Below are 22047 nucleotides of genomic sequence, written 5' to 3'. Positions count from 1 at the left end.
CTGACCGGGGCCAAGCGCGCCTTTTTCACGCACGGTGGCCTCATCGGTCGGGACCATGCCCGCCTCGGAGCCGGCGATCAGCAGGCCATCGCCCGTCACGACATAGCGCATCGGGCGCAGGCCGTTGCGGTCCAGACCGGCGCAAACCCAGCGGCCATCGGTCATCGCCAGCGCGGCCGGACCATCCCACGGCTCCATCACGCTGTTGCAATAGGAATACATGTCGCGCCACGCTTCGGGTAGTTCGACCGCCTGCTTCGACCACGACTCGGGCACCAGCATGGTTTTCGCCATCGGCGCCGAGCGACCGGCACGCACCAGAACCTCGAACACCGCATCCAACGCGGCCGAGTCCGAGCTGCCCTGCGGCACGATCGGCTTGATGTCATCGGAATGTTCACCGAAAGCCGACGAGGTCATGCGGATCTCGTGGCTTTTCATCCAGTTCATGTTGCCCTTCAGCGTGTTGATCTCGCCGTTATGGGCCAGCATGCGGAACGGCTGAGCCAGCCACCACTGCGGGAAGGTGTTGGTCGAATAACGCTGGTGATAAATCGCGAAGGTCGACTCGAACCGTTCGTCCTGAAGGTCGGGATAGAATTCAGCCACCTGTTCGGCCAGCATCATGCCTTTATAGATGATCGACCGGCAGGACAGCGAACACAGATACAGCTGACCGATACCAGCGGCGCTGGCGGCCTTTTCGATCCGGCGGCGAATGACATAAAGCTCGCGCTCAAAGGTCTCTTCGTCGACGCCCTTGCTGTTCGAAATCAGGATCTGTTCGATCTCGGGGCGGGTGGCGTTGGCCTTTTCACCCAGACAGGTCACATCGACCGGCACATGGCGCCAGCCATAGATGTAATAGCCCATCCGCAGAACCTCGGCTTCGACGATGGTCCGGCATTTTTCCTGCGCGCCGAAATCGGTGCGCGGCAGGAACACCTGACCGACCGCGATCAGCTGGTCCAGATGCGGTTCATGGCCGGTGCGGCGGATCTGGTCGTAAAAGAACGGCACCGGGATCTGAACGTGAATGCCCGCGCCGTCGCCGGTCTTGCCGTCGGCATCGACCGCACCGCGGTGCCAGATCGCCTTAAGCGCGTTGATCCCGTTCGAGACGACTTTGCGCGACGGCTTGCCGTTGATTGCCACAACAAGACCCACGCCACAGGACGAATGTTCGTCCTCTTCGCGATAAAGGCCGTTTTCGGCCATAAAGGCGCGTTTGGCTTCTTCGGCCGCGACCCAGCTTTCATCGTATTTCGTCATCGCTGTTCTCCTGTTTCGGCAACGGGGCATTTCGCTCGGTCCGCCGCCTTGGCCCTGGGTCCGCAGACCCGGAACAAATCTTGTGCTTACTCTGCCGCGACCTGAGCCGGTTGCGCCAGGAACTCCAGAATGCTGCCTGCGGCTTCGCGACCGTCACGGATCGCCCAAACCACCAGCGAGGCGCCGCGCACGATGTCGCCCACGGCGAACACGCCCGGCAGGCTGGTTTCGTGGCTGCGGAAATCGGCCTTGATCGTGCCCCAACGGGTCACTTCCAGCGCCGGTTCACCCCACAGGGTCGGCAGATCCTCGGGTTCGAAACCCAGCGCCTTGATCACCAGATCGGCGGGTTCGACATAATCGGCGCCTTCGATCACTTCGGGCGACTGGCGGCCGGTGGCATCGGGGGCGCCAAGGCGCATCTTCTGCACCATCACGCTTTCCACCTTGTCGCCGGCAAAGCCCTTGGGCGCCGACAGCCAGACGAATTCCACGCCTTCTTCTTCGGCGTTCTGCACTTCGCGCTGCGAGCCGGGCATGTTGGCGCGGTCACGGCGATACAGGCATTTCACGCTGGTCGCGCCCTGACGGATCGAGGTGCGCACACAGTCCATCGCAGTGTCACCACCGCCGATAACGACCACGTTCTTGCCATGGGCGTTCAGCTCGCCGCTGTCGAATTCCGGCACGTCGTCGCCAAAGCTTTTGCGGTTGCTGGCGGTCAGGAAGTCGATGGCGTTGACGATACCTTCGGCACCCGAACCGGGGCCTTGCAGGTCGCGGGTCTTGTAAACGCCGGTGGCGATCAGCACGGCGTCGTGCTTGCCACGGATTGCGTCAAAGGACAGGTCCTCGCCGACATTGCAGTTCATCACGAATTCGACGCCGGATTTCTCAAGCTGCTCGATGCGGCGCATGACCACATCTTTTTCCAACTTGAAGCCCGGAATACCATAGGTCAGCAGGCCGCCGGCGCGGTCATAACGGTCATAAACCGTGACCTGAATGCCTTGACGCCGCAGCGCATCCGCCGCCGCCAGACCGCCCGGCCCGGCACCGATGATGCCAACGCTTTCGCTGCGCTCTTCGGCGGGCGCGATCACCTTGACCCAGCCCTCTTCCCAGGCGGTGTCGGTGATGTATTTCTCGACCGACCCAATGGTCACGGTGCCGTGGCCGGATTGCTCGATCACACAGTTGCCTTCGCACAGACGGTCCTGCGGGCAGATGCGACCGCAGATTTCCGGGAAGGTGTTGGTGGCTTGGCTGATCTCATAGGCCTCTTGCAGACGGCCTTCGGCGGTCAGGCGCAACCAGTCGGGGATATTGTTGTGCAGGGGGCAATGCGCCTGACAATAGGGCACGCCACACTGGCTGCACCGGCTGGCCTGAGTCGCGGCCTTGTCTGCCGCATATTCTGCGTAGATTTCATTGAAATCCTGCCGACGTGCATCGGCCGCCCGCTTTTGCGGAGTTTCCTTTTGCACGTCTACGAATTTAAGCATCCGTTCTTTCGCCATGCCAACCTCTCAAATCTCTCAGGCGCAACGTCATACGGGGGAAAAAAGAAAAATAAAAGTCAGCATAAGTGACCTAATAGGAAAAATTTCACGCTCTCTCTGTTTGCGCGGGCCAGAAAGACCGCTTTTTAGGTAACTGTAGCTGACTAATTTATGCCCTTTCCATTAAAAATCATTGGTTTAGTATCCGGCGCGAAAAACAAGGCGGGAAAGCAATGTCTTTGCTATATCTTTTGGCACTGGCCGCATTACAGGGCGTAACCGAGTTTCTGCCGATTTCGTCCTCGGGACACCTGATTCTTTTGCCCGCGCTGACCGGTCATGCCGATCAGGGGCAAATCATAGATGTCGCCGTTCATATCGGCACCTTGATGGCAGTTCTTCTTTATTTCCGGGCAGATGTGGCAATGGCGCTGCGGGGAGTTCCGCGCATGTTAAGCGGGCGCATCGACACTCCCGGCGCGCGGCTGGCGTTCCTCTTGGGCGTGGCGACGGTGCCGGTGGTGATTGCCGGTTTGGTGCTGAAACTGACCGGTCTGGATGAGGCGCTGCGATCCATCGCGGTGATCGGCTGGACCATGCTGCTGTTCGGTCTGTTCCTGTATTGGACCGACCAAAAGGGCGCGACCGAGCGTCGCACCGGGGATTGGAGCCTGCGCCACGCCATCATCATGGGCCTGTGGCAGGCCGTCGCCCTGATCCCCGGCACTTCGCGGTCGGGCATCACGATCTCGGGCGCACGGGCGCTGGGATACGCGCGCACTGATGCCGCCCGCCTGTCGATGCTGATGTCGATTCCGACGATCATCGCCTCGGGCACCCTGTTGGGGATCGAGGTCGCCGCCACCGCCAATGCCGCCGCTGCCCGCGATGGCGCGGTCGCGGCGGTGTTCGCCTTTGTCTCGGCGCTGCTGGCGCTGACCCTGATGATGCGGCTGCTGCGCTCGGTCAGCTTTACGCCCTATGTGATCTATCGGGTGATCCTTGGGCTGGTGCTGCTGTATATCGCCTATAGCTGAACGAAAAAGGCCGGGCGCAGTGGCCCGGCCGTTTCAAATCTTTGACGTCTACCCTCAGGCCTTGAGGTTCTTGGCCGAGTTGGTGATGTCGTCATACTGGCCCTGCGGGCGGAAGCGATACAGGTATTCCGGCAGAACCGCATCCATCGGCGTCGGCGTGACGCCCAGATCGGCCAGACCCTTGGCACCCGGCGCCACGACATTGTCGATCCGCAGGTTTTTCACCTGATCCTTGGTCAGAATGGTGTTGGTCACCAGACCGCCGGTAAAGGTCTGAACCAGATCCAGAACCGTGGCGATAATCGTGCCGGCAAAGAACGGCTTGTTCACCACCAGACGGCGGCGGTGAATGATCTTGAGCATTTTCTTGACCAGCGCATCCAGCGTCGCAACATCCGGCCCGCCCAGTTCATACACGCCCGGCGCGGCCTTGCCTTCGGCGGCGGCGACGGCAGCGGCGGCCACGTCATCGACATAGACCGGCTGGAACCTGGTCTTGCCACCGACCAGCGGCAGGATCGGACCAAAGAAGCTGAGGCTGGCGAAACGGTTAAAGAACTGGTCCTCGACCCCGAAAATCACCGACGGGCGCAGGATCACCGCGTTCGGGTAGGCGGCCAGAACCTCGGCCTCGCCCTGACCCTTGGTGCGGGCATAAATGCTGTTCGATTCGGCATCGGCACCGATGGCCGAAATCTGCACGACCTGACCGACACCCTGTTCAGCGGCGATACGGGCGATGCGGCCAGCGCCTTCGGCCTGAACCGATTTGAACTTGTTCTTGCCGACCTCGTTCATGATGCCGACGCAGTTGATCACCGCATCCGCGCCCATGGTCACGGCCCGAACCGAGTCATCGTCACGGATGTTGCAGAACACCGGCTCGACCTGACCAACGCGGCCGTAGGGTTTGACATGCAGCGCCTCGTTCGGGCGGCGCACGGCGACGCGAACACGCCAGCCATCCTGCGCCATACGGCGGGCGACATACCGCCCGACAAATCCCGAACCGCCAAAAATTGTCACAAGCTTGGACATCTGGGTGCCTCCGTGCCTTATAAGTTACTTGTCTGAATAGCTTCACCGACGGCCGCAAACAAGCCGATATGCAGTTTGTGAAAAAACTGTGCGAATGTCCGTTGACACCACCAGCGCCCGCCTATAAATCCCCGCTCCACGACACCTGCCCAGGTGGCGGAATTGGTAGACGCGCTAGCTTCAGGTGCTAGTATTGGCAACGATGTGGAGGTTCGAGTCCTCTCCTGGGCACCACCCCTCACACAGACAGGGGATCACGTGGCGAACTTCCTTTATCAGAACGACCTTCCCGACGGGCTGGATCTTGGTCCGGTCGTGGCAATCGATTGCGAGACAATGGGCCTGAACCCGCACCGGGATCGCCTGTGCGTCATCCAGATGTCGGGCGGCGACGGGAATGCCCATCTGGTGCAGGTCGCCAAAGGTCAGACCAGCGCACCCAACCTGTGCAAGATGCTGGCCGACCCCAACGTCTTGAAATTATTCCATTTTGGCCGCTTCGATATCGCCGTGATGTATCATGCGTTCGGCACGCTGGCGGCGCCGGTCTATTGCACCAAGATCGCCTCGAAGATGATTCGCACCTATACCGACCGGCATGGTCTGAAGTTCCTGCTTCAGGAATTGCTGGGCGTGGATATCTCGAAACAGCAGCAAATGAGCGATTGGGGTGCCGAGACCCTGACCGCGGCCCAGTTGGACTATGCGGCGTCGGACGTTCTGTATCTGCACAAGCTGATGACCGAGCTGAACAAGCGGCTTGAACGCGAAGGCCGGACCGATCTGGCGCAGGCCTGTTTTGATTTTCTGCCGGCCCGTGCCAAACTGGACCTGACCGGCTGGCCTGAAATCGACATTTTTGCGCATTGACCCATGAATTCTGAGACCTTCCTTTCTGCTGGCCGCCGCGTTGTTACCCGCGAAGCCGAGGCGCTGACCCTGCTGTCCGACGCCTTGGGCGACAGCTTTGCCGCTGCGGTGCAGGTGATTCTGGATGCGCCCGGACGGGTGATTGTCTCGGGCATGGGGAAATCCGGCCATATCGGGCGGAAAATCGCGGCGACGCTAGCCTCGACCGGCACGCCCGCGCATTTTGTCCACCCGGCCGAGGCCAGCCACGGCGATCTGGGCATGCTGGCCAAGGGCGACGTGACGCTGGTGCTGTCGAATTCCGGCGAAACCCCGGAACTGGCCGATATCATCGCCTATACCCGCCGGTTCTCGATTCCGCTGATCGGGGTCGCCGGGCGCGAGGGCTCGACCCTGCTGCGCGAATCGGATGTGGCGATCCTGTTGCCCCCCGCCCCCGAGGCCTGTGGCACCGGCATCGTGCCGACCACCTCGACCACGATGACGCTGGCGCTGGGCGATGCCTTGGCAATCGCGCTGATGGAGCATCGCAAGTTCACCCCGACCGATTTCCGCCAGTTCCACCCCGGCGGCAAGCTGGGCGCGCAACTGGCCAAGGTGTCGGACCTGATGCACGGGCCGGACGAACTGCCGGTGATCGCCAGCGGCACTCATATGGGCGAGGCCTTGCTGACCATCAGCCAAAAGGGTTTTGGCGTGGTCGGCGTGACCGATGCCAAGGGCGCACTGATCGGTGTCGTGACCGATGGCGACTTGCGGCGGCATATGCAGGGCCTGCTGGACCTGACCGCCGATCAGGTCATGTCGAAATCCCCCGTCACCATCGCCCCCGACGCCCTTGCGGAAGAGGCCCTGGCCCTGATGAACGCCCGCAAGGTCACCTGCCTGTTCGTGGTCGACCCGACTGGCGATGGCACACCGGCGGGGATTCTGCATATCCACGACTGCCTGCGCGCCGGGGTCGCCTGAGGCATGGCCTCGTTTGACAACGGCTATTCGCGCTTTATCGCCTGGGCCAAGGTGATCCTGCCGCTGGCGGCGCTGGGGCTGTTGTCGACGCTGTTCCTGTTCTCGCGCACGCTGGACCCGACGGCGGCCATTCCCTTTGCCAAGGTCGATGTCCAGCAGTTGATCCGCGAGCAACGGATCACCGCGCCGAACTATGCCGGCGTGACCGAGGACGGCACCGCGATTTCCCTGTCCGCCGCCACCGTCAAACCCGATGCCGAAAGCCGGAAAGGCGCCACCGCAGCCGATGTCGCGGCGCGTCTGGAATTCGCCAGCGGGGCCTCGGCCGACATCCGTGCCGATCTGGGCACCGTCGATGCAAATGCCGGTCTGGCAACCCTTAGCGGCAATGTGGTTCTGGACAGTTCGACCGGCTATCACATCAACGCCAATTCGCTGACCGCCGCGCTGGATCGCACCGATATTCAGGCGCAGGGCCCGATCACCGCCACCGGTCCGGCCGGCACGCTAAGCGCCGGGATGCTTCATATTACCACCTCCGATACAGCCAACGCCGAGGACAGTTATGTTCTTGTTTTCAAACAGGGTGTTGAACTGATATATCAACCTTCGAATTAGAGGATAATCAGTTCATGCGGTTGCGGTATGCCCTTGCGGTTTGTGCAGTTTCCCTGATCCCCTGCATAAGTTTGGCTCAGGGGACCGATGTGGCCTTGGGGGCGCTTGTCGACTCCAGCACGCTGCCGGTTCAGGTCACCGCCGATCAGTTGGAAGTGCGCCAATCCGACGGCACCGCTGTTTTTGCCGGGAATGTTCTGGTGGCGCAGGGCGAGATGCGCCTGACCGCTGACCGCGTCGCCGTTGAATACGAGACCGAGAACGGCACGCCCACCGGCCAGATCGCCCGGATGCTGGCCACCGGCAACGTCCTGTTGGTCAACCGTGACGAGGCCGCCGAAGGCCAGAACGCGACCTATGACATCAAGGGATCGACCTTGGTTCTGTCCGGGGGGGTGTTGCTGACGCAAGGGCAGAATACCCTTGCGGGTCAACAGCTTACCATAGACCTGAAAACCGGATCTGGCCGCATCGAGGGCCGGGTCAAGACCATCCTGCAAACCGGCGGGGCGCCTGAATGACGGGCACGCCGGATCTGACAGTGGCCGAGGGTGACGCGGGCCTAAAGGTTGTGAACCTTCGCAAAAGCTATCGCCGCCGCCCGGTGATCCGCGACGTCAGTCTTGAGCTGAACCGGGGCGAGGTGGTTGCGCTGTTGGGGCCGAACGGCTCGGGCAAGACCACCTGTTTCTACAATATCGCCGGTCTGATCCGCCCCGAAGGCGGGCAGGTTCTGATCGACGGCCGCGACATCACCAACCTGCCGATGTATCGCCGCGCCAAGCTGGGCATCGGCTATCTGCCGCAGGAAGTCAGCATTTTCCGCGGACTTAGTGTCGAAGACAACATTCTGGCGATCCTCGAAATCTCGGAACCCAACCGCCACAAGCGCCGCGAGCGGCTTGAGGAATTGCTGTCCGAGTTCTCGATCAGTCACCTGCGCCGCGCCCCGGCCCTGTCCCTGTCGGGCGGCGAGCGCCGCCGGGTGGAAATCGCCCGCTGTCTGGCTGCCAACCCGAAATACCTGCTGCTGGACGAACCCTTTGCCGGGGTCGACCCGATCGCGGTCGGGGAAATCCGCCATCTGGTGCATGACCTGAAAGATCGCGGCATTGGCGTGCTGATCACCGATCACAATGTCCGTGAGACGCTGGAAATCGTCGACCGGGCTTATATCCTGAATGACGGGATGGTGCTGATGAGCGGCACCACGGACGAGGTCATCCGCGACGAAAACGTGCGTCGCGTCTATCTTGGGCAATCGTTCCGCATCTCATGAGGGCAAACGGTCATGGCTGTTCGGCCAGCGTTATCCGCGACCCAGACTCAGCGCCTGTCCCTGACACCCGGTCTGCGGCAAGGCATGTCGTTGTTGCAACTCAGCACCGCCGAACTGTGGGCCGAGATCACCCGCCAGACCACCGAGAACCCGCTGCTGGATTTCGCTGATAACAGCGCCACCAGCCTGCCCGATTTCAACACCGCGACCCGCAACATCAGCCAGGCCGAATCACTGTCGCAAAGCCTGATCCGTCAGGTGTCGCTGATGGACCTGCCGAAACCGGTCGCCCTGCTGGCGCAATATCTGGCGGTGGACCTGACCGACGAAGGTTATCTGGAACAATCCGACGACGAAATCTCGGAACTGCTGGGCATGTCCCTGACTCAGGTTGAACAGGCGGTCCGCGCCCTGCAATCCTGCGAGCCGGTGGGCATTGCCGCGCGCAATCTGGCGGAATGTCTGGCGCTGCAACTGGCGGAAAAAGGCGTTCCAGCACAGGCGGCGCATCTGGCCTGTAACTATCTGGATCTGCTGGTGGAACAGCAATGGACCCGCGCCAGCCGCAACACCGGCCTGTCGCCCGAGGCGCTTCAGGATATCGCTGTGCTGTTGCCGGGGCTGAACCCGCATCCCGGACAGGTCTACAGCGCCCCCGCCGCGCCGCTGATTCCCGAGATCGAGGTCGAATTGGACCGCGCCGGAATGCTGAACGTCACGCTGATCGGCGACGTGCTGCCGCGCCTGCATCTGGACGAGGTTCTGATGGCACAAATGAGTCGCGATGCCGCCCTGGCCCAACAATATCGCGGCCCTGCTCAAACGCTGATCAATGGGCTGAAATTCCGAAACGACACATTGCGCCGAGTCGCGGTTGCTTTGGTCGCGCGGCAAGCTGGTTTTTTCACCAAGGGCCCGGATTTCATGGCGCCGCTGACCCGCAGCGATCTTGCGCAGGATCTGGGGTTGCACCCGTCGACCGTCGGCCGAACCATATCCAGTAAAGCCCTTATTTTTCAGGGCATTACCTATCCGCTTTCGCGGTTCATCTCGTCGTCGGTGCGCGGCGGCGAGAAAGGGCCCGTGTCGGCCTTTACGGTGCAGCGCAGCATTCGGCGGCTTGTCGAGCACGAACCCGCCGACGCGCCGCATTCAGATAGTGAAATTGCTGCGTTGCTACGTAGGGAAGGCGTTGACATCGCCCGTAGAACTGTCGCCAAATACAGGGGATGCATGAACATTCCATCATCATTCGAGCGTGGCCGACTCAACGCCATGCGTCGAAATCGCCCGGCACCCCCGGGCAGCGGTTCTCCCGATTAACTATGACTTGCCCGCAAGCCAGATGGCTGCGTCAGCAGTCGAAATAACACACTGGAGGAGGCGTGATGCGCTATCAGATCACTGGTAAACAGATCGACGTGGGGGATGCCCTGCAGACCCACGTGAAACAGGAACTTGGCGAAGCCGTAGATAAATACGCCCAGCGTCCGACCGACGCCTTGGTGGTATTCTCGCGCAACGCGCATGAATATGTTTGCGAAGCCACGGTTCACCTGTCGACCGGGCTGACGGCTCAGGCCAAGGCCCATGCCACCGAGATCTATGCCGCGTTTGATGATTGCCGCGACAAAATGGAAAAACAGCTGCGCCGTTATAAGCGCCGCCTGAAGGACCACCACAAAGAGCGTTCACAACCAGTTGAACTGATCGGCGCATCCTCGTATATCCTCGCCGGAACGCATGACTCCGAAGAGACGGAGCCTGAAACGCTTCAGCCGATGATCATCGCCGAGATGGAAACCACCATCCCGTCGCTGTCGGTGGGTGAAGCGGTGATGCAGATGGAACTGGCGGGCGCACCAATGCTGGTGTTCCGTAACGAGAAAACCGGGGGCGTCAATGTTGTCCACCGCCGCGATGACGGCAATGTGGGCTGGATCGACACCTGAACCGACAGAAAAACGCGGGCCTGACCCGTGTAGGACAGTAACGGATACATGGAACTTTCGCGCATTCTCAAGCCCGAAGCGGTACGAGTATTCGGCATGCTTTCCAGCAAAAAGCGTCTCTTCCAGGACCTGGGAGAGATCGCCGCCAGCTGTTACGGCCTGCGGGCCTCGGACGTCGTTGACGCGTTGCAAGAACGTGAAAGCCTTGGGCCGACCGGTGTGGGACATGGCGTTGCCCTGCCCCATGCCCGGCTGGAAGGTCTGGATCACGTCGTCGGCGCGTTCCTGCGTCTGGAAAAGCCGCTGGATTTCGACGCTGTCGACCGTCAGCCGGTCGATTTGGTCTTTGCCCTGTTCGCGCCCAAGGATTCGGGCGTCGATCACCTGAAGGCGCTGGCACTGGTATCGCGGACGCTGCGGGATGCCACGATCTGCGGCAAATTGCGGGCCAATTCCGAACCGGACACGCTGTTTACGGTTCTGACCGAGGCGCCGTCGTCGCAAGCTGCCTAAGCCCAGCCGCGATAGCCAAACACCATATAATCCCGCTGATAGACGTCGCGCGCTGCGGCTTCGATTTCGGCGTCGTAAATCCGCGCCAGATCCTGCGCGGCATTATCGCCTGCGGGGGCCTCTGGCGCGGCCAGATCGACCTGCGCCGCCAGCATCGCCCAATCCCCCGGCAAGCGGTCCTCGCGCAGGATCAGATCGGGGGCGGCGAATTGCGCAAAGCCCTGAATCACCGCGTCCTGCGTCGCCCATGACGCATCGACGCGAATGCTGGTCTGTCCGGCCAAATTGCCTTTGAGAAAGCCGAGAAACCCCAGAAACGCCGCGCGGCGCTGGTCATCGCTGATATCGGTGCCGGGTTTCGGCAGCGGCACCTTATAGCGCCCGGCCAAGGTCTCGCGGATGGCGGGGAAACTGTCGCCGCCAGCGCCCAGAATATGCGCGGCAAAGCTGCGGTAGGCGCGCAGAACCGGGTGGCTGACGATGGTGAAACCACGATGGCCGGGGGTTTTCCGCTTCCACTGGCGCAGGGTTTTCTGAGTGAAGCCGGTGATCAGCGGCTGGTCGGGCGCAAAGGCCTGCAGCCACGCGGTCGCCTCGGCCACCGGCCCGCCCTTCAGCGGCATATACAGCAGCGGCGCGGTGGCGGCGGCGATGAAACCGGGCACAGCCGGACCGCGCCGGGGTTCGAAATTCGGGGTGCGGGTCAGATCAAATCGGTCAAACCCGGCCAAGGCCGCCTGCATTTCAGCGAAATTCTCGACCTTTTCAGCCAGCGGTTCGGGGTTCTGCTTTTTCAGCGCCCCGGACAGCGCATCAAGCTTTTGATCGACGCCCAGAAACCGCGCCATGCCGTTGATCACGTCCAGATCGCCGATATCGTCGTAAGCGACGTAAAACGCGGTCTGGCCGGTGGTTTGCAGGCTGTGCAAAACCCGCTGCTGGAACTGTTGCAGCGTCGCCAGAAACGTCTCGAACCCGGCGGGATCGAACACCGCGCGCCCATCGCGGCGGTCTTTCATATCCGATAGTTTCCACTGCCCGGTTTGCGCGGCGATTTGCAACGAGACATAGCTTTCTGCCGGGTTGCGGGTCAGGATGATCTTGGCACAGCGCCGGTCGGCCAGAACATGGGCCAGCACCCGCGGATCGTGGTCATGGAAAAACCGGAAACCCGGTAATTCATCGCCCGCCGCCCGCAGCGCCGCGATCAGCGACATCGGGTCGGTTTCGCGCTGATCCAGCGTCACGCCACACAGGGCGGATTTGTTCTTGTGACCGACGAAATGCGGATTGAAGGCCTCGCCATAGCACTGCAACCCGTCGAATTCGTTCAGGTTGGCCTCAAGAAAATTCGAGCCCGTCCGCATCTCGGCCAACACCACGAAATAGTCGAACTTACCCGCCATTTCGCATCACTTTACCAGATAGGGCCGGCGGCGTTCGCGCGGCGTGGTTTCGGGATCGTCCCCAACCGGGAAATCGCCCATCAGATAAGGGTGCATCCCTTGATTCTTGAGGTTTTGCAGGAATTGCCCAAAGCCGCGCAGATCGGTCATGCGCGGCGCTTCGGTCAGCCGGTGCTGACCGCGCGGAGCGATTTCGTCGATGATGATTTGCAGAGGCTCCATCGGGTTCTGCACGAATTCGGCCATCGACCAGATCCGCACCCGCGCCTTGGTGTGGGGCGAGCGCAGGATATCCAGATGCTTGGCTTCGATCTTTTGCAGCGCCGCCGCCTCGCGCCGGATGGTCGAAAAATTGCGGTTCGAATGAAACAGGCGACAGGCCCATGCGCCGGTGATGACTGAAATCTGCGCATTCGGGTCACCGGCAAGGAACCACGAGATATCCTGCTGGTCGTGCGGGCCGAACTGGAAACACTGCCGCTCGCCCCGCGTGTTCCACAGCAGGTTGGTCAGGAAACCGCGCGGGTCGTAATCGCGCAGGGCCGCACTGTCAGACAGCGCGCCGTTATAGACGGTTTCATCGCCGGAAAATTGGACTCGCTGCGGATCATAAAGATGGCCATGCACCCGCCCGCCCGCAGCCCGGCCCAGCCAGATTTCGAAGTTTTCAAACAGGTCGCTAAAGCCTTCGAACACCGAATAGCGCGCGGCGGTGCGGCCGTTTTCCCAGCCCTCATTGGGAAAGCGGCTTTGCATATACAGGCCGGGGCGGCCTTGGGTCCGGCGCTCGACCGCCTTGGTGAACAGGCGGTCGATCTTACCGGGGTTCGGTTCGGCGTTCTTGGTAACTGCGGGGTCGTTCGACAGAAACGACGAATACAGGCGGTCGGCCTTGGGCCAGATCTTGCGGGCGACGAAACAATCCGACCGGCGCAGCAATTGCAGGTGATCGTCGTAGAAAATATGCGGCTTGCCCTGAAAATCGAATTTGGACAGCGTCAGCGAGCGGCTTTCGATATTCTGGCTGTAAAGCCGGGCCAGCGTCTGGAAATAGCTTTCATCCGGAATCCAGACCTTGCGGAAATAGCGGTCGTAGACCTCGCGCTCGGGGTCTTCCAGAATGGCCGACAAGGTGCGCCGCGTCAGGCACCACCATTGCGAGCCCAGATGCGGCACGATCCCTGCGGGGATCTTGCGGCGGAAGCCAAGCTTGCGTTGCAATTTCACATAGCGGTCAAACAGGAACCTCTGCCGCCGCCACGAAAACGGAAAGCGCAGGGTAAAGCGTTCGCGGTCCAGCCCGCCCACCGTCCACGGCACGTCCTCGGTGGTGACAGATTCGATGAAATCGGTGCCGGGGCTGCAATCAAGGTAATCCTTCAGCTCTTGCACCGGGCGCAACGGCAGGCACGACCCCGAGGCCAGATAGACATGCCGGACGTCGGGAAATTCGGCCAAGGCGGTCTCGGCCGCCGATTGCGTTGCCGCGACCAAAGACCACGTGCCCCATTCAACCCGATGCCGGGCGCAGAATTTCACGTTGTCCAGATCGGACAGCGATTTGACAAAGCCGTCGTGGTTGCGACGATTGACGCTGCGATCGACATGGATCACCACTGGACAGCCGCTGGTGGCCCAATGGCGGGCGACGGCCTCGGCCCGGTCCAGCGCGGTGTGCACCAGCATGATGAACCCAACCGTCATGCCCAGTTTCCTTTGGACATCAGGCCCAGAATCTCAAGCTGTCGCCAGTTGATGTATTTCTCGGACCATTTGCACCACAGATCGGGCTGCGCGTTCAGCGCCTTGTTATAGGCGCGGTATTCGTGGCTGTTGGCGTAATGCTGACGACGGGTCAGTTCCTCTTGTGCCTTTTCGACAAAGGTGCTCAGGAATTTCACATGCAGCAAACAGCCCGAGGCTTTTTCACCGCCCCATTCGTCATATACAAGGTTCAGGCCGCGCGGCAAAAGCATGTGGGTCGAGCTGACATAGGTATAGCCGCGATCCCATTTCACCAGCGGAATCTTGTTCAGCGCCGGGGCGCGGGCCGGGGCGTCCGAAAAAAACGCGCGGGCGCGCGGGCCGCCCTGAATCCACAGATTGCCGAACGTGGAATTCTTGCGGATGGCGTAATTGCCGCTATCGAACCATGAGGCGATTTCCAGCGGATCCTGCCCTTCTCGATAGGGTTGGGCGTCAATCGGGCCGCGCGGATACATGTCCAACAGCATCGCGCCAAACGATTTGATCGACGACGCATCCAGCCAATCGGTCAGCGCCCGGATCGGGCGCGTGTCGCAGAACGGATAGACAAAGAATTCATCGACATCGACCACCAGCGCCCAATGGCCGTGGGCGTATTTGCGTTGCAGCCAGTTCAGCCAATCGACACCAAACCGCGACCGCTTGTAGCTTTTGGTGCTACTCCAGACCGAGACATCGGGCTGTGCCTCAAGATACTCGCGCGTGCCATCGTCCGAGCCGTTATCGACCATCAGAAAATGATCGACCCCCAGCGCCCGGTAATATTTGAAGAAATACGGCAGCCGCGCCCGTTCGTTCCTGAGCGTGGTAAAGACCAGAATATCATTCGGCTCGATCGCGTCGGTATTGTTGGCAACAGATTTCAGCTCGCGCCTTTTGCGAAAGGCCCGGATACGCCACCTCTTGCGCTGCAACCGCAGACGATATGATGAGATCGCGCCCAATCGTCCTCCTGAATGTCAGGCCTTGGCCTGACGCGACGGGGTAACATGCGGGGCTTAAGTCAGATTTAAGACCGTGGAAAAATGGTCTTGCCAGGTTGGAACCGCCCTGGCCTGCGCTTTGCCCTGCTCGTGCGTGCCCGCCCGCCGCATTAATTCGTCAATATTTTTCCGCCAAGAATACGCATCGGTAACCGGGGCGTAAACGGCGAAATCACCCAGAACCTCTTGGAAAACAGGCAAATCATTGGCCAGAACCGGTGTTCCCAGCGCCATCGCCTCAAGCGGGGGCAAACCATAGCCTTCGGCAAGGCTGGGAAACAGCAGGCCGCAGGCGCCCGCAGTCAGCGCCGCCATCGCGCCATCGTCAAGGCCGGGCAGTTCAAAGATCACCCGGTTCTTCAGCGGCGAGCCATCGAACCGGGCAAAGAATTCTTCATTCCGCCAGCCACGGCTGCCGATCATGAACAGCGCTGGCACATGGCTGGCCGGGCGCTCGGTCAGCATCGTTTCCCACAGGGTCAGCAGGAAATCGTGGTTCTTGCGCCCCTCAATGGTGCCAGTGGTCACAAAATACGGATGCGACAGCGGCAGGCCCGGCGGCAGGCCGGTGGCATCAGGCGTCGGGGTTTCGACCCCCAGATGCGCCACCACAATCGGCAATTCGTCCCCGAGACGCGCCTCGACATCGGCGGCGGTGGCGGCCGAGTTGCACAGGATCAGGTCGGCCGAGGCCCCGACATTCAACAGCATCCCGGCGAACCGCTCGGGCAGGCCGGGGCGGGTGAATTGCGGGAAATCCAGCGGGATCGTGTCGTGGATCATCACCGCGATCCGCGCGCCGGGATGCGCCCGGATCGCGGCAAGGCTTTCGCGGCCCAGGTTGCTGTGGCCGACATTGATATAGGCCGCGCCGGTCGGCAGGTGCCGGGCCAACAGTCGCGCCAGCCCCTTGGGCCGACACCGCGCCAGCGCAAGGCGGCGCAGATCGGCCTCGGCCACGGCGCGGGACCGGGTGCTGCGATGGATCAGGCGGCCCAGCAAATCCGGCGCGCCCCACGGCACGTCACCCCGCAGCCGCGCCGCAAGGCCCAGCGCCCCGTCACGATCCAGCAGGACAAACCCAAGCGCGGTGCGGGCCAGCGCGAAAAACGGCGCGGGCTGCGCGGAGAGCCATGTCAGATAGGCCATTTCAACCCGGTCGATACCGGTGAACGCGCCGCGCCCGGCCCGCGACACCAATCGCGAGACATCCAGCAGCCGCGCCGGGGGATCAGCGGGTGTAATGGCCGGTTTGGTGCCAGCGCCACGCATCGGTCACCATCTCTTTCATCGTTGAACGTTTGGCCTGCCAGCCCAATTCGGCCTCGGCCCGGACCGAGCCCGAGACCAGACAGGCCGCGTCGCCGGGACGGCGCGGGCCTTCGGTCACCGGCACCGCGCGGTTGGTGGTTTTGCGGGCTTCGTCAATGACCTCACGCACCGAAAACCCGGTGCCGGTGCCCAGATTGAACACCCCGCTGCCCTTGCCATCAGTCAGCCATTTCAGCCCCAGCACATGCGCCTCGGCCAGATCCATCACATGCACATAGTCGCGGATGCAGGTGCCGTCCGGCGTCGGGTAATCGGTGCCGAACACGGTCAGCGCCGGGCGGCGGCCTTCGATGGCGTCCAGCAGCAGCGGGATCAGATGGGTTTCGGGCCGGTGGAATTCGCCCACCTCGCCCTCGGGATCGGCGCCCGCGACGTTGAAATAGCGAAAGATCACCGCGTTCAGACCGTCGCTTGCCGCGAACCCGGCCAGCATATCCTCGATCGCGCGTTTCGAGGCGGCATAGGGGTTTAGCGGCATGTGAACGCTGTTCTCATCAAGAACCACGCCATCCTGATCGCCGTAGACCGCGCAGGTCGAGGAGAAAACAATGTTCAAACATCCCGCAGCAATCGCCGCTTCGATCAGGGTCAGCGACCCGGCGACATTGTTACGCCAGTATTTGCCCGGTTCCTGCATGGATTCGCCGACCTGACTGAAGGCCGCGAAATGTAACACCGCGATGGGCTGATAAGCGGCAAACACCTGATCCAGACGCGCCCGGTCCAGCAGATCGCCCTGTTCGAACGGGCCGAATTTCACCGCATCGGCCCAACCAGTCGACAGGTTATCAAAAGTGACCGGCATATAGCCCGCTTGCCGCAAGGCCTTGCATGCGTGCGAGCCGATATAACCGGCACCCCCAGTGACCAGAATGTTCTTCACCCGCGCGCCCCGCCGTTACTGAGCCGCTTTGTCGATCACGGCCATCTCGCGCAGGAATTCGCTCAGCTCATCGCGCAGATCGTCACGGGCCAGCGCAAAGGCCACGGTGGCCTGCAAAAAGCCCGCTTTCGAGCCGCAATCGAACCGCTGACCGCGAAAGCGATAGCCGAACACGCCATCTTCGGACGCGCCGATCTGGGCGGCGATTGCATCAGTCAGCTGAATTTCACCGCCTGCGCCCTGCTTGGTCTTGTTGATCGTCCCCATGACCCGAGGCGACAGGATATAGCGCCCGATCACCGCCAGATTGGACGGCGCGTCTGCGGGTTTGGGTTTTTCGACCATGCCTTTGACCGACACCAGTTGGCCCATGTCCTCTTTCACGTCCAGCACACCGTAGGAGCTGGTTTTTTCGGGCGGCACCTCCATCGCGGCGACCATGTTGCCGCCGGTTTCGGCATAGGCCTCGACCATCTGTTGCAAACAGGGTTTTTCGGCGGCGATCACGTCATCGGGCAGGATGACCGCAAAGGGTTCGTTCCCGATCAGCCGCCGCGCGCACCAGACCGCGTGCCCAAGGCCCAGCGCCTTTTGCTGGCGGATATAGGCGATAGCGCCGCTTTCCATATTGGTGGTCTTCAACACGTTCAGCAGCTCGGTTTTCCCGGCCCGGCGCAGTTCGGCCTCAAGATTGGGGGCGATGTCGAAATAGTCTTCAAGGGCGCTTTTGCCGCGCGCGGTGACAAAGATGAAATCCTTGATGCCTGCCGCCCGCGCCTCGTCGATCGCGTATTGGATCAGGGGGCGGTCGACCAATGTCATGATCTCTTTCGGGATGGCCTTGGTTGCTGGAAGGAACCGCGTTCCCAGACCCGCCACAGGAAAAATCGCTTTCGTTACTTTACGCTTCATTTACTCGTCTGCCCTTTGCCCCACAGCCCCACGCTGCCGGATTGTTATCACATATTCAACTGCCGTGGTCAGGGCGCCGCCCAGAGATTGCGCAGTAATCGTTTCAAATTTCCACCAGAATGCCCGGGAATTATGCGCTTTTCAGGGTAACACAGGGTCAGCGCGCTGTAAGTCCCAAAAACCGGGCCGCGCGGGCGGTTTCCGCTGTAACACGCCGACGCAGACGCCATGGCCGGAAAAGCCGTTGTTTCCGGTCCGAGCGCCCGAACTGTCCGCCGCGCTGTTCCCAATAGCCATCGGGATGCAGGCGAAAGCGGTGGAACAGGCTGGTCCGGGTAAACAGCAACAGCAAGACCTGCTCGCCCTGTGACACCAAGGTGCGCGCCCGGTGGCGCAGGGATCGCCCTTGCCACCAGCGCCCGGCCAGAACCGTCAGAGTGGCGGCGCTGCTGCCGGGAAAGGCGGCAAAGCCGGGGGCGGGTTGGATCACCGGGCGCGGCGGCAGCGGGCCGGTCATGCCTTGGGTGATCCCGGCGTCCAGATCGCGCATCAGGCGGGTGACATCGCGCGGCTCTAACCCGCCAGACACCATATGGCGCAGAAGGCGGCGGCGTTGTTCACCGCGCAATTGGTCAAGGGCGGCGCTGCGATCGGCGGGTGCGGCGTGGCGGCGCAGGAAGATCGCGGTGCTGGCACCGACATCGAACAGGCTGCGCGGCACCCGGTCCGACCCGCGCCATGCGCTGGCGGCGATACCATGCACGACCTGCGCCGTTGGCACGATGGCGGTCATCGCGTGCTCGGCGGCCAGCCGGATATTCAGATCGGTCTCGTCCAGATAGAACCGATAAGCCGGGTCAAAGCCGCCAAGCCGCTCCAGCGCATCGCGCCGAACTGCCATGTTGGTGCCTTCGGTGCGGATTGCCCGGCCGGGGGCGCCGGGATGCAGGGTGGTCTGATCCTCGGGCAGGGCCAGATCCTGATGCCGGGCCAGCAGGTCAACGACCCGCGCCTTCCATTGATAGGAAATGCCATTGCGCCCGCGCACGAAGCCGCCCGCCGCCGCGACCAGCGGATCGCCAAACGGCGCGGTCAGCCGTGACAGCCAGACCGGCGGCGCAACTGCGTCATCGTCGATAAAGGCCACGACCGCGCCGCCCGCCAGTTGAACGCCAGCGTTGCGGGCGTTCGAAATACCCAGCTGATCGACCTGAACGGTTTTCAGCGCGTCAAAGAACGGCAGGGTTTGCGCGGCGCTCAGACCTTGGGCGTCGGCGGCGACGATGATTTCAAAAGCTGGGTGATCCTGCCGCGCAAGGGCGGTCAGGCACAGTTTCAGCGCCTCGGGCCGGTGGTGGCTGACCACCACAACCGACACCCGAAGCGGCGCGGTCATTCCACGCCCATCTGCGCCAGCATCGCCTCGATCCGGGGCACGTCGGACGGGTTGTTCAACTCCCAGAACTGGCGGCCGCGGCCTTCGACCTCGACGCACAGAACCGGGCGTTCGCGTTCAAGAAAGCGCAACTGCTCAAGCCCTTCCAGCATTTCCAGCGGCCCGGCCTCCCAGCGCGGATAGGCAGCCAGCGCCGAAGGGCGATAGGCGTAACAGCCGACATGGTGAAACACCGGCGTCGCCGCATCGTCGGCATAGGTCTTGCCGGTATAGGGGATCACCTCTTTCGAGAAATACAGCGCCTTGCGGTCCTGACCAAACACCGCGGTGGTGCCGCCGACACGGCCCTCGCGGCGATCCGCCAGCAACGCGTTCAGGGTCTCGCCATCACAGCGCAGCACCGGGGTTGCCACCTCGGCCACCGGATCGGCGCGCAGACCAGCGACCAGTTCCTCGACAAACCATGATGGCGTCAGCGGCGCGTCGCCTTGCAGGTTGACCACGATGTCGAACCCGCCGCCCAGCGCGTCATAGGCCTCGGCGCAGCGCTCGGTGCCATTGGCGCAGTTTTCCGAGGTCATCACCACCTCGGCCCCGAACGCCACTGCGGCGTCGCGGATGCGATCATCATCGGTGGCGACGACAACGCGCGGGCTGCCGGACACGGCCATCGCGGCCTCCCACGAGCGGCGGATCAGGGTTTTGCCCTCGCCGGTGGCGCCGGTCAGGCTGACAAGGGGTTTGCCCGGATAGCGGGTCGAGGCATAGCGGGCAGGGATGACGATCAGAACGGACATTATGCGCCTTTCAGGTCTACGCCCGGAGCATAGACAATAAAGAACGGGTTCTCATAGATCGGCTTGCCATAGGTCAGGTCGGTATGATCGTCGAACCGCACTACGCGCCCGCCCGCGCCCAGCACCACGGCGTGACCTGCGGCGGTGTCCCATTCCATCGTCCGGCCCACGCGCGGATAAAGATCGGCCTCGCCGGTGGCGACAAGGCACAGCTTCAGCGACGAACCGGCGCTGGTCATGTCCTTGACGTTATATTTGGCGATGTAATCGTCAGTCGCCTGATCGCGGTGCGATTTCGACGCAACGACAACCAAAGCGTCATTGTCAGGGGTCGAGACCGAGATCGGCTTGACCGGCCCCGCCTGATCCAGATCGAAATCGCCGGTTTCCTCGACCGAGGCGCCGCTGGCATCGGTATAGAACAGCCGCCCCTTGGCGGGCGCATAGACCACGCCACGGATCGGCACGCCGTTTTCGACATAAGCGATGTTCACGGTGAACTCGCCCCGGCGCTTGACGAATTCCTTGGTGCCGTCCAGCGGATCGACGATCAGAAAGGTGTCGGCGGTCTGGCTGTGGCTGTCGGCCTGTTCCTCGGTCACGATCAGGGTGTCGGGAAAGGCGGCGCTCAGCCGGTCCCAGATCAGGGCATCGGCGGCCTCGTCAGCCTCGGTCACCGGGCTGGCATCCGATTTGGTTTTCACTTCGAAATCGTCAGAATTATAAATTTCCATGATCTTTGCCCCGGCTTCCAGCGCAGCGCGGCGGGCAACTTGTTCAAGCAGTTCGAAATCCAAAACCGGTCTCTCCTTGGCGCCGGGCCTGATCTGCCCGGTCATTGTAAGAAATTGCTGTTTCCCTTATGATCCGCTGCAACAAGAACAGCAAGACAGGCAGAGCCGGAGCGCCGGCTGCAATCCAAAAGGCGATACATGTTCGAGCCGCGCCGACAATCCTCGGGTCTGATCAGTGCCCTGCGTCTTTTGACGCTGATCTATCACGCCACGGTTCGCAACATTCGCAAAACCCATGGCAACGCCCTTGTCGGGCTGATGATGAACATGATGCAGACCGTCCTGCTGGTCATCGCGTTCTATTTCATGTTCGCCATTCTGGGCCTGCGCGGCAATGCGATCCGCGGCGATTTCCTGTTGTTCATCATGTCGGGGATTTTCCTGTTCATGACCCATAACAAGGCACTGGGCGCGGTGTTGGGGTCCGAAGGCCCGGCCTCGCCGATGATGCAGCACGCGCCGATGAACACGATGGTGGCGATCGGATCGGCGGCGCTGGCGTCGCTTTATATTCAAGTGCTGTCGATGGCGGTGATCCTGTTCATCTATCACGTCGCCTTTGTGCCGATCACCATCGACCGCCCGGTCGGCGCGATGGGTATGGTGCTGTTGGCATGGTTCGCGGGATCGTCGATCGGCATGGTGCTGCTGGCGATCAAGCCGTGGTTCCCGGAGTTTGTCAGCGTCGTGTCCACGATCTATCAGCGCGCCAATATGATTGCCTCGG

The 22047-nt window shown here is 61.9% G+C and carries 21 protein-coding genes, 1 tRNA gene and 1 pseudogene; 11 read left to right on the top strand and 12 right to left on the bottom strand.

What is annotated here, in order from left to right:
- Both ABYW26_RS00445 and ABYW26_RS00440 read right to left on the bottom strand, forming a co-directional pair.
- Nucleotides 1-1272: pseudogene (locus ABYW26_RS00445) on the bottom strand (glutamate synthase large subunit); the annotation flags it as partial.
- A gap of 86 nt (nucleotides 1273-1358) precedes the next feature.
- The gene (locus ABYW26_RS00440) at nucleotides 1359-2792 is read right to left on the bottom strand and encodes an NAD(P)-dependent oxidoreductase (RefSeq protein ID WP_372602688.1); all 1434 of its coding nucleotides are present in this window, start codon (nucleotides 2790-2792) and stop codon (nucleotides 1359-1361) included.
- Nucleotides 2793-3007: 215 nt separating this feature from the next.
- Here ABYW26_RS00440 and ABYW26_RS00435 point away from each other — a divergent pair, with 215 nt between their 5' ends.
- Nucleotides 3008-3811, top strand: coding sequence for an undecaprenyl-diphosphate phosphatase (locus ABYW26_RS00435; protein ID WP_372602687.1), 804 nt, complete (start codon nucleotides 3008-3010; stop codon nucleotides 3809-3811).
- A gap of 54 nt (nucleotides 3812-3865) precedes the next feature.
- On the opposite strand, the gene ABYW26_RS00430 is transcribed toward ABYW26_RS00435, so the two are convergent.
- Nucleotides 3866-4849, bottom strand: coding sequence for a complex I NDUFA9 subunit family protein (locus ABYW26_RS00430; protein ID WP_372602686.1), 984 nt, complete (start codon nucleotides 4847-4849; stop codon nucleotides 3866-3868).
- Between the two features lie 147 nt (nucleotides 4850-4996).
- Here ABYW26_RS00430 and ABYW26_RS00425 point away from each other — a divergent pair.
- From ABYW26_RS00425 to ABYW26_RS00385, 9 genes are all read left to right on the top strand, one after another.
- Nucleotides 4997-5083, top strand: a tRNA-Leu gene (locus ABYW26_RS00425).
- A 24-nt stretch (nucleotides 5084-5107) separates the two neighbouring features.
- The gene (locus ABYW26_RS00420; RefSeq protein WP_372602685.1) at nucleotides 5108-5719 is read left to right on the top strand and encodes a ribonuclease D; all 612 of its coding nucleotides are present in this window, start codon (nucleotides 5108-5110) and stop codon (nucleotides 5717-5719) included.
- Nucleotides 5720-5722: 3 nt separating this feature from the next.
- Entirely contained in the window at nucleotides 5723-6688 is a 966-nt protein-coding gene (locus tag ABYW26_RS00415) for an SIS domain-containing protein (protein WP_372602684.1), read from the top strand.
- Nucleotides 6689-6691: 3 nt separating this feature from the next.
- Nucleotides 6692-7306 (top strand): hypothetical protein, encoded by a 615-nt coding sequence (locus ABYW26_RS00410; RefSeq protein ID WP_372602683.1) that lies wholly within the window; start codon nucleotides 6692-6694, stop codon nucleotides 7304-7306.
- 71 nt (nucleotides 7307-7377) lie between these two features.
- The gene (locus tag ABYW26_RS00405; RefSeq protein ID WP_372602682.1) at nucleotides 7378-7827 is read left to right on the top strand and encodes an LptA/OstA family protein; all 450 of its coding nucleotides are present in this window, start codon (nucleotides 7378-7380) and stop codon (nucleotides 7825-7827) included.
- On the top strand, nucleotides 7824-8585 hold the full coding sequence (lptB, locus tag ABYW26_RS00400; RefSeq protein ID WP_372602681.1) for an LPS export ABC transporter ATP-binding protein: 762 nt from the start codon (nucleotides 7824-7826) through the stop codon (nucleotides 8583-8585). Before ABYW26_RS00405 ends, lptB begins: the two co-directional genes overlap by 4 nt.
- 12 nt (nucleotides 8586-8597) lie before the next feature.
- Entirely contained in the window at nucleotides 8598-9908 is a 1311-nt protein-coding gene (rpoN, locus tag ABYW26_RS00395) for an RNA polymerase factor sigma-54 (protein WP_372602680.1), read from the top strand.
- Between the two features lie 65 nt (nucleotides 9909-9973).
- Nucleotides 9974-10537: a ribosome hibernation-promoting factor, HPF/YfiA family gene (gene hpf / locus ABYW26_RS00390; protein ID WP_372602679.1), complete on the top strand. Its 564-nt coding sequence runs from the start codon at nucleotides 9974-9976 to the stop codon at nucleotides 10535-10537.
- 48 nt (nucleotides 10538-10585) lie between these two features.
- Nucleotides 10586-11050 (top strand): PTS sugar transporter subunit IIA, encoded by a 465-nt coding sequence (locus ABYW26_RS00385; RefSeq protein WP_372602678.1) that lies wholly within the window; start codon nucleotides 10586-10588, stop codon nucleotides 11048-11050.
- Here ABYW26_RS00385 and ABYW26_RS00380 read toward each other — a convergent pair.
- The 9 genes from ABYW26_RS00380 to cysQ form a co-directional block, all read right to left on the bottom strand.
- A complete protein-coding gene (locus ABYW26_RS00380; protein WP_372602677.1) occupies nucleotides 11047-12456 on the bottom strand; it encodes a nodulation protein NodH in 1410 nt (469 codons plus the stop codon). The genes ABYW26_RS00385 and ABYW26_RS00380 overlap by 4 nt on opposite strands.
- 6 nt (nucleotides 12457-12462) lie before the next feature.
- On the bottom strand, nucleotides 12463-14160 hold the full coding sequence (locus ABYW26_RS00375) for a beta-1,6-N-acetylglucosaminyltransferase (protein ID WP_372602676.1): 1698 nt from the start codon (nucleotides 14158-14160) through the stop codon (nucleotides 12463-12465).
- The gene (locus ABYW26_RS00370) at nucleotides 14157-15167 is read right to left on the bottom strand and encodes a glycosyltransferase family 2 protein (RefSeq protein ID WP_372602675.1); all 1011 of its coding nucleotides are present in this window, start codon (nucleotides 15165-15167) and stop codon (nucleotides 14157-14159) included. Before ABYW26_RS00370 ends, ABYW26_RS00375 begins: the two co-directional genes overlap by 4 nt.
- Nucleotides 15168-15221: 54 nt before the next feature.
- Nucleotides 15222-16478, bottom strand: coding sequence for a glycosyltransferase family 4 protein (locus ABYW26_RS00365; protein WP_372602674.1), 1257 nt, complete (start codon nucleotides 16476-16478; stop codon nucleotides 15222-15224).
- Complete coding sequence (galE, locus tag ABYW26_RS00360) at nucleotides 16438-17421, bottom strand: UDP-glucose 4-epimerase GalE (RefSeq protein WP_372602673.1); 984 nt, start codon at nucleotides 17419-17421, stop codon at nucleotides 16438-16440. The genes ABYW26_RS00365 and galE overlap by 41 nt, the downstream gene beginning before the upstream one ends.
- A gap of 15 nt (nucleotides 17422-17436) precedes the next feature.
- A complete protein-coding gene (galU, locus tag ABYW26_RS00355; protein ID WP_372602672.1) occupies nucleotides 17437-18333 on the bottom strand; it encodes a UTP--glucose-1-phosphate uridylyltransferase GalU in 897 nt (298 codons plus the stop codon).
- A gap of 157 nt (nucleotides 18334-18490) precedes the next feature.
- Complete coding sequence (locus ABYW26_RS00350) at nucleotides 18491-19729, bottom strand: glycosyltransferase family 2 protein (RefSeq protein WP_372602671.1); 1239 nt, start codon at nucleotides 19727-19729, stop codon at nucleotides 18491-18493.
- Nucleotides 19726-20526 (bottom strand): 3-deoxy-manno-octulosonate cytidylyltransferase, encoded by an 801-nt coding sequence (locus ABYW26_RS00345; RefSeq protein ID WP_372602670.1) that lies wholly within the window; start codon nucleotides 20524-20526, stop codon nucleotides 19726-19728. Before ABYW26_RS00345 ends, ABYW26_RS00350 begins: the two co-directional genes overlap by 4 nt.
- Nucleotides 20526-21323 carry a 3'(2'),5'-bisphosphate nucleotidase CysQ gene (gene cysQ / locus ABYW26_RS00340; RefSeq protein WP_372602669.1) on the bottom strand — a complete coding sequence of 266 codons (798 nt, stop codon included), beginning with the start codon at nucleotides 21321-21323 and terminating at the stop codon, nucleotides 20526-20528. The genes ABYW26_RS00345 and cysQ overlap by 1 nt, the downstream gene beginning before the upstream one ends.
- Nucleotides 21324-21458: 135 nt before the next feature.
- Here cysQ and ABYW26_RS00335 point away from each other — a divergent pair.
- Nucleotides 21459-22047 (top strand): ABC transporter permease (locus tag ABYW26_RS00335; RefSeq protein ID WP_372602668.1); only part of this gene is annotated, 589 nt, incomplete at its 3' end.

The organism is Actibacterium sp. (assembly GCF_041584535.1).
Lineage (GTDB): Bacteria > Pseudomonadota > Alphaproteobacteria > Rhodobacterales > Rhodobacteraceae > Actibacterium_D.
The sequence above is the reverse complement of the archived record's forward strand: the minus strand, read 5'-3'. Positions and strand labels throughout refer to the sequence as shown.

Coding starts and splice junctions, on each gene's coding strand:
- ABYW26_RS00410 (WP_372602683.1), top strand. CDS start 6,692: ATGGCCTCGTTTGACAACGGCTATTCGCGCTTTATCGCCTGGGCCAAG.
- ABYW26_RS00415 (WP_372602684.1), top strand. CDS start 5,723: ATGAATTCTGAGACCTTCCTTTCTGCTGGCCGCCGCGTTGTTACCCGC.
- ABYW26_RS00440 (WP_372602688.1), bottom strand. CDS start 2,792: ATGGCGAAAGAACGGATGCTTAAATTCGTAGACGTGCAAAAGGAAACT.
- rpoN (WP_372602680.1), top strand. CDS start 8,598: ATGGCTGTTCGGCCAGCGTTATCCGCGACCCAGACTCAGCGCCTGTCC.
- ABYW26_RS00365 (WP_372602674.1), bottom strand. CDS start 16,478: ATGCGTGGCGCTGGCACCAAACCGGCCATTACACCCGCTGATCCCCCG.
- galU (WP_372602672.1), bottom strand. CDS start 18,333: ATGAAGCGTAAAGTAACGAAAGCGATTTTTCCTGTGGCGGGTCTGGGA.
- ABYW26_RS00435 (WP_372602687.1), top strand. CDS start 3,008: ATGTCTTTGCTATATCTTTTGGCACTGGCCGCATTACAGGGCGTAACC.
- ABYW26_RS00350 (WP_372602671.1), bottom strand. CDS start 19,729: ATGACCGCGCCGCTTCGGGTGTCGGTTGTGGTGGTCAGCCACCACCGG.
- ABYW26_RS00385 (WP_372602678.1), top strand. CDS start 10,586: ATGGAACTTTCGCGCATTCTCAAGCCCGAAGCGGTACGAGTATTCGGC.
- lptB (WP_372602681.1), top strand. CDS start 7,824: ATGACGGGCACGCCGGATCTGACAGTGGCCGAGGGTGACGCGGGCCTA.
- ABYW26_RS00345 (WP_372602670.1), bottom strand. CDS start 20,526: ATGTCCGTTCTGATCGTCATCCCTGCCCGCTATGCCTCGACCCGCTAT.
- ABYW26_RS00375 (WP_372602676.1), bottom strand. CDS start 14,160: ATGACGGTTGGGTTCATCATGCTGGTGCACACCGCGCTGGACCGGGCC.
- hpf (WP_372602679.1), top strand. CDS start 9,974: ATGCGCTATCAGATCACTGGTAAACAGATCGACGTGGGGGATGCCCTG.
- ABYW26_RS00380 (WP_372602677.1), bottom strand. CDS start 12,456: ATGGCGGGTAAGTTCGACTATTTCGTGGTGTTGGCCGAGATGCGGACG.
- ABYW26_RS00430 (WP_372602686.1), bottom strand. CDS start 4,849: ATGTCCAAGCTTGTGACAATTTTTGGCGGTTCGGGATTTGTCGGGCGG.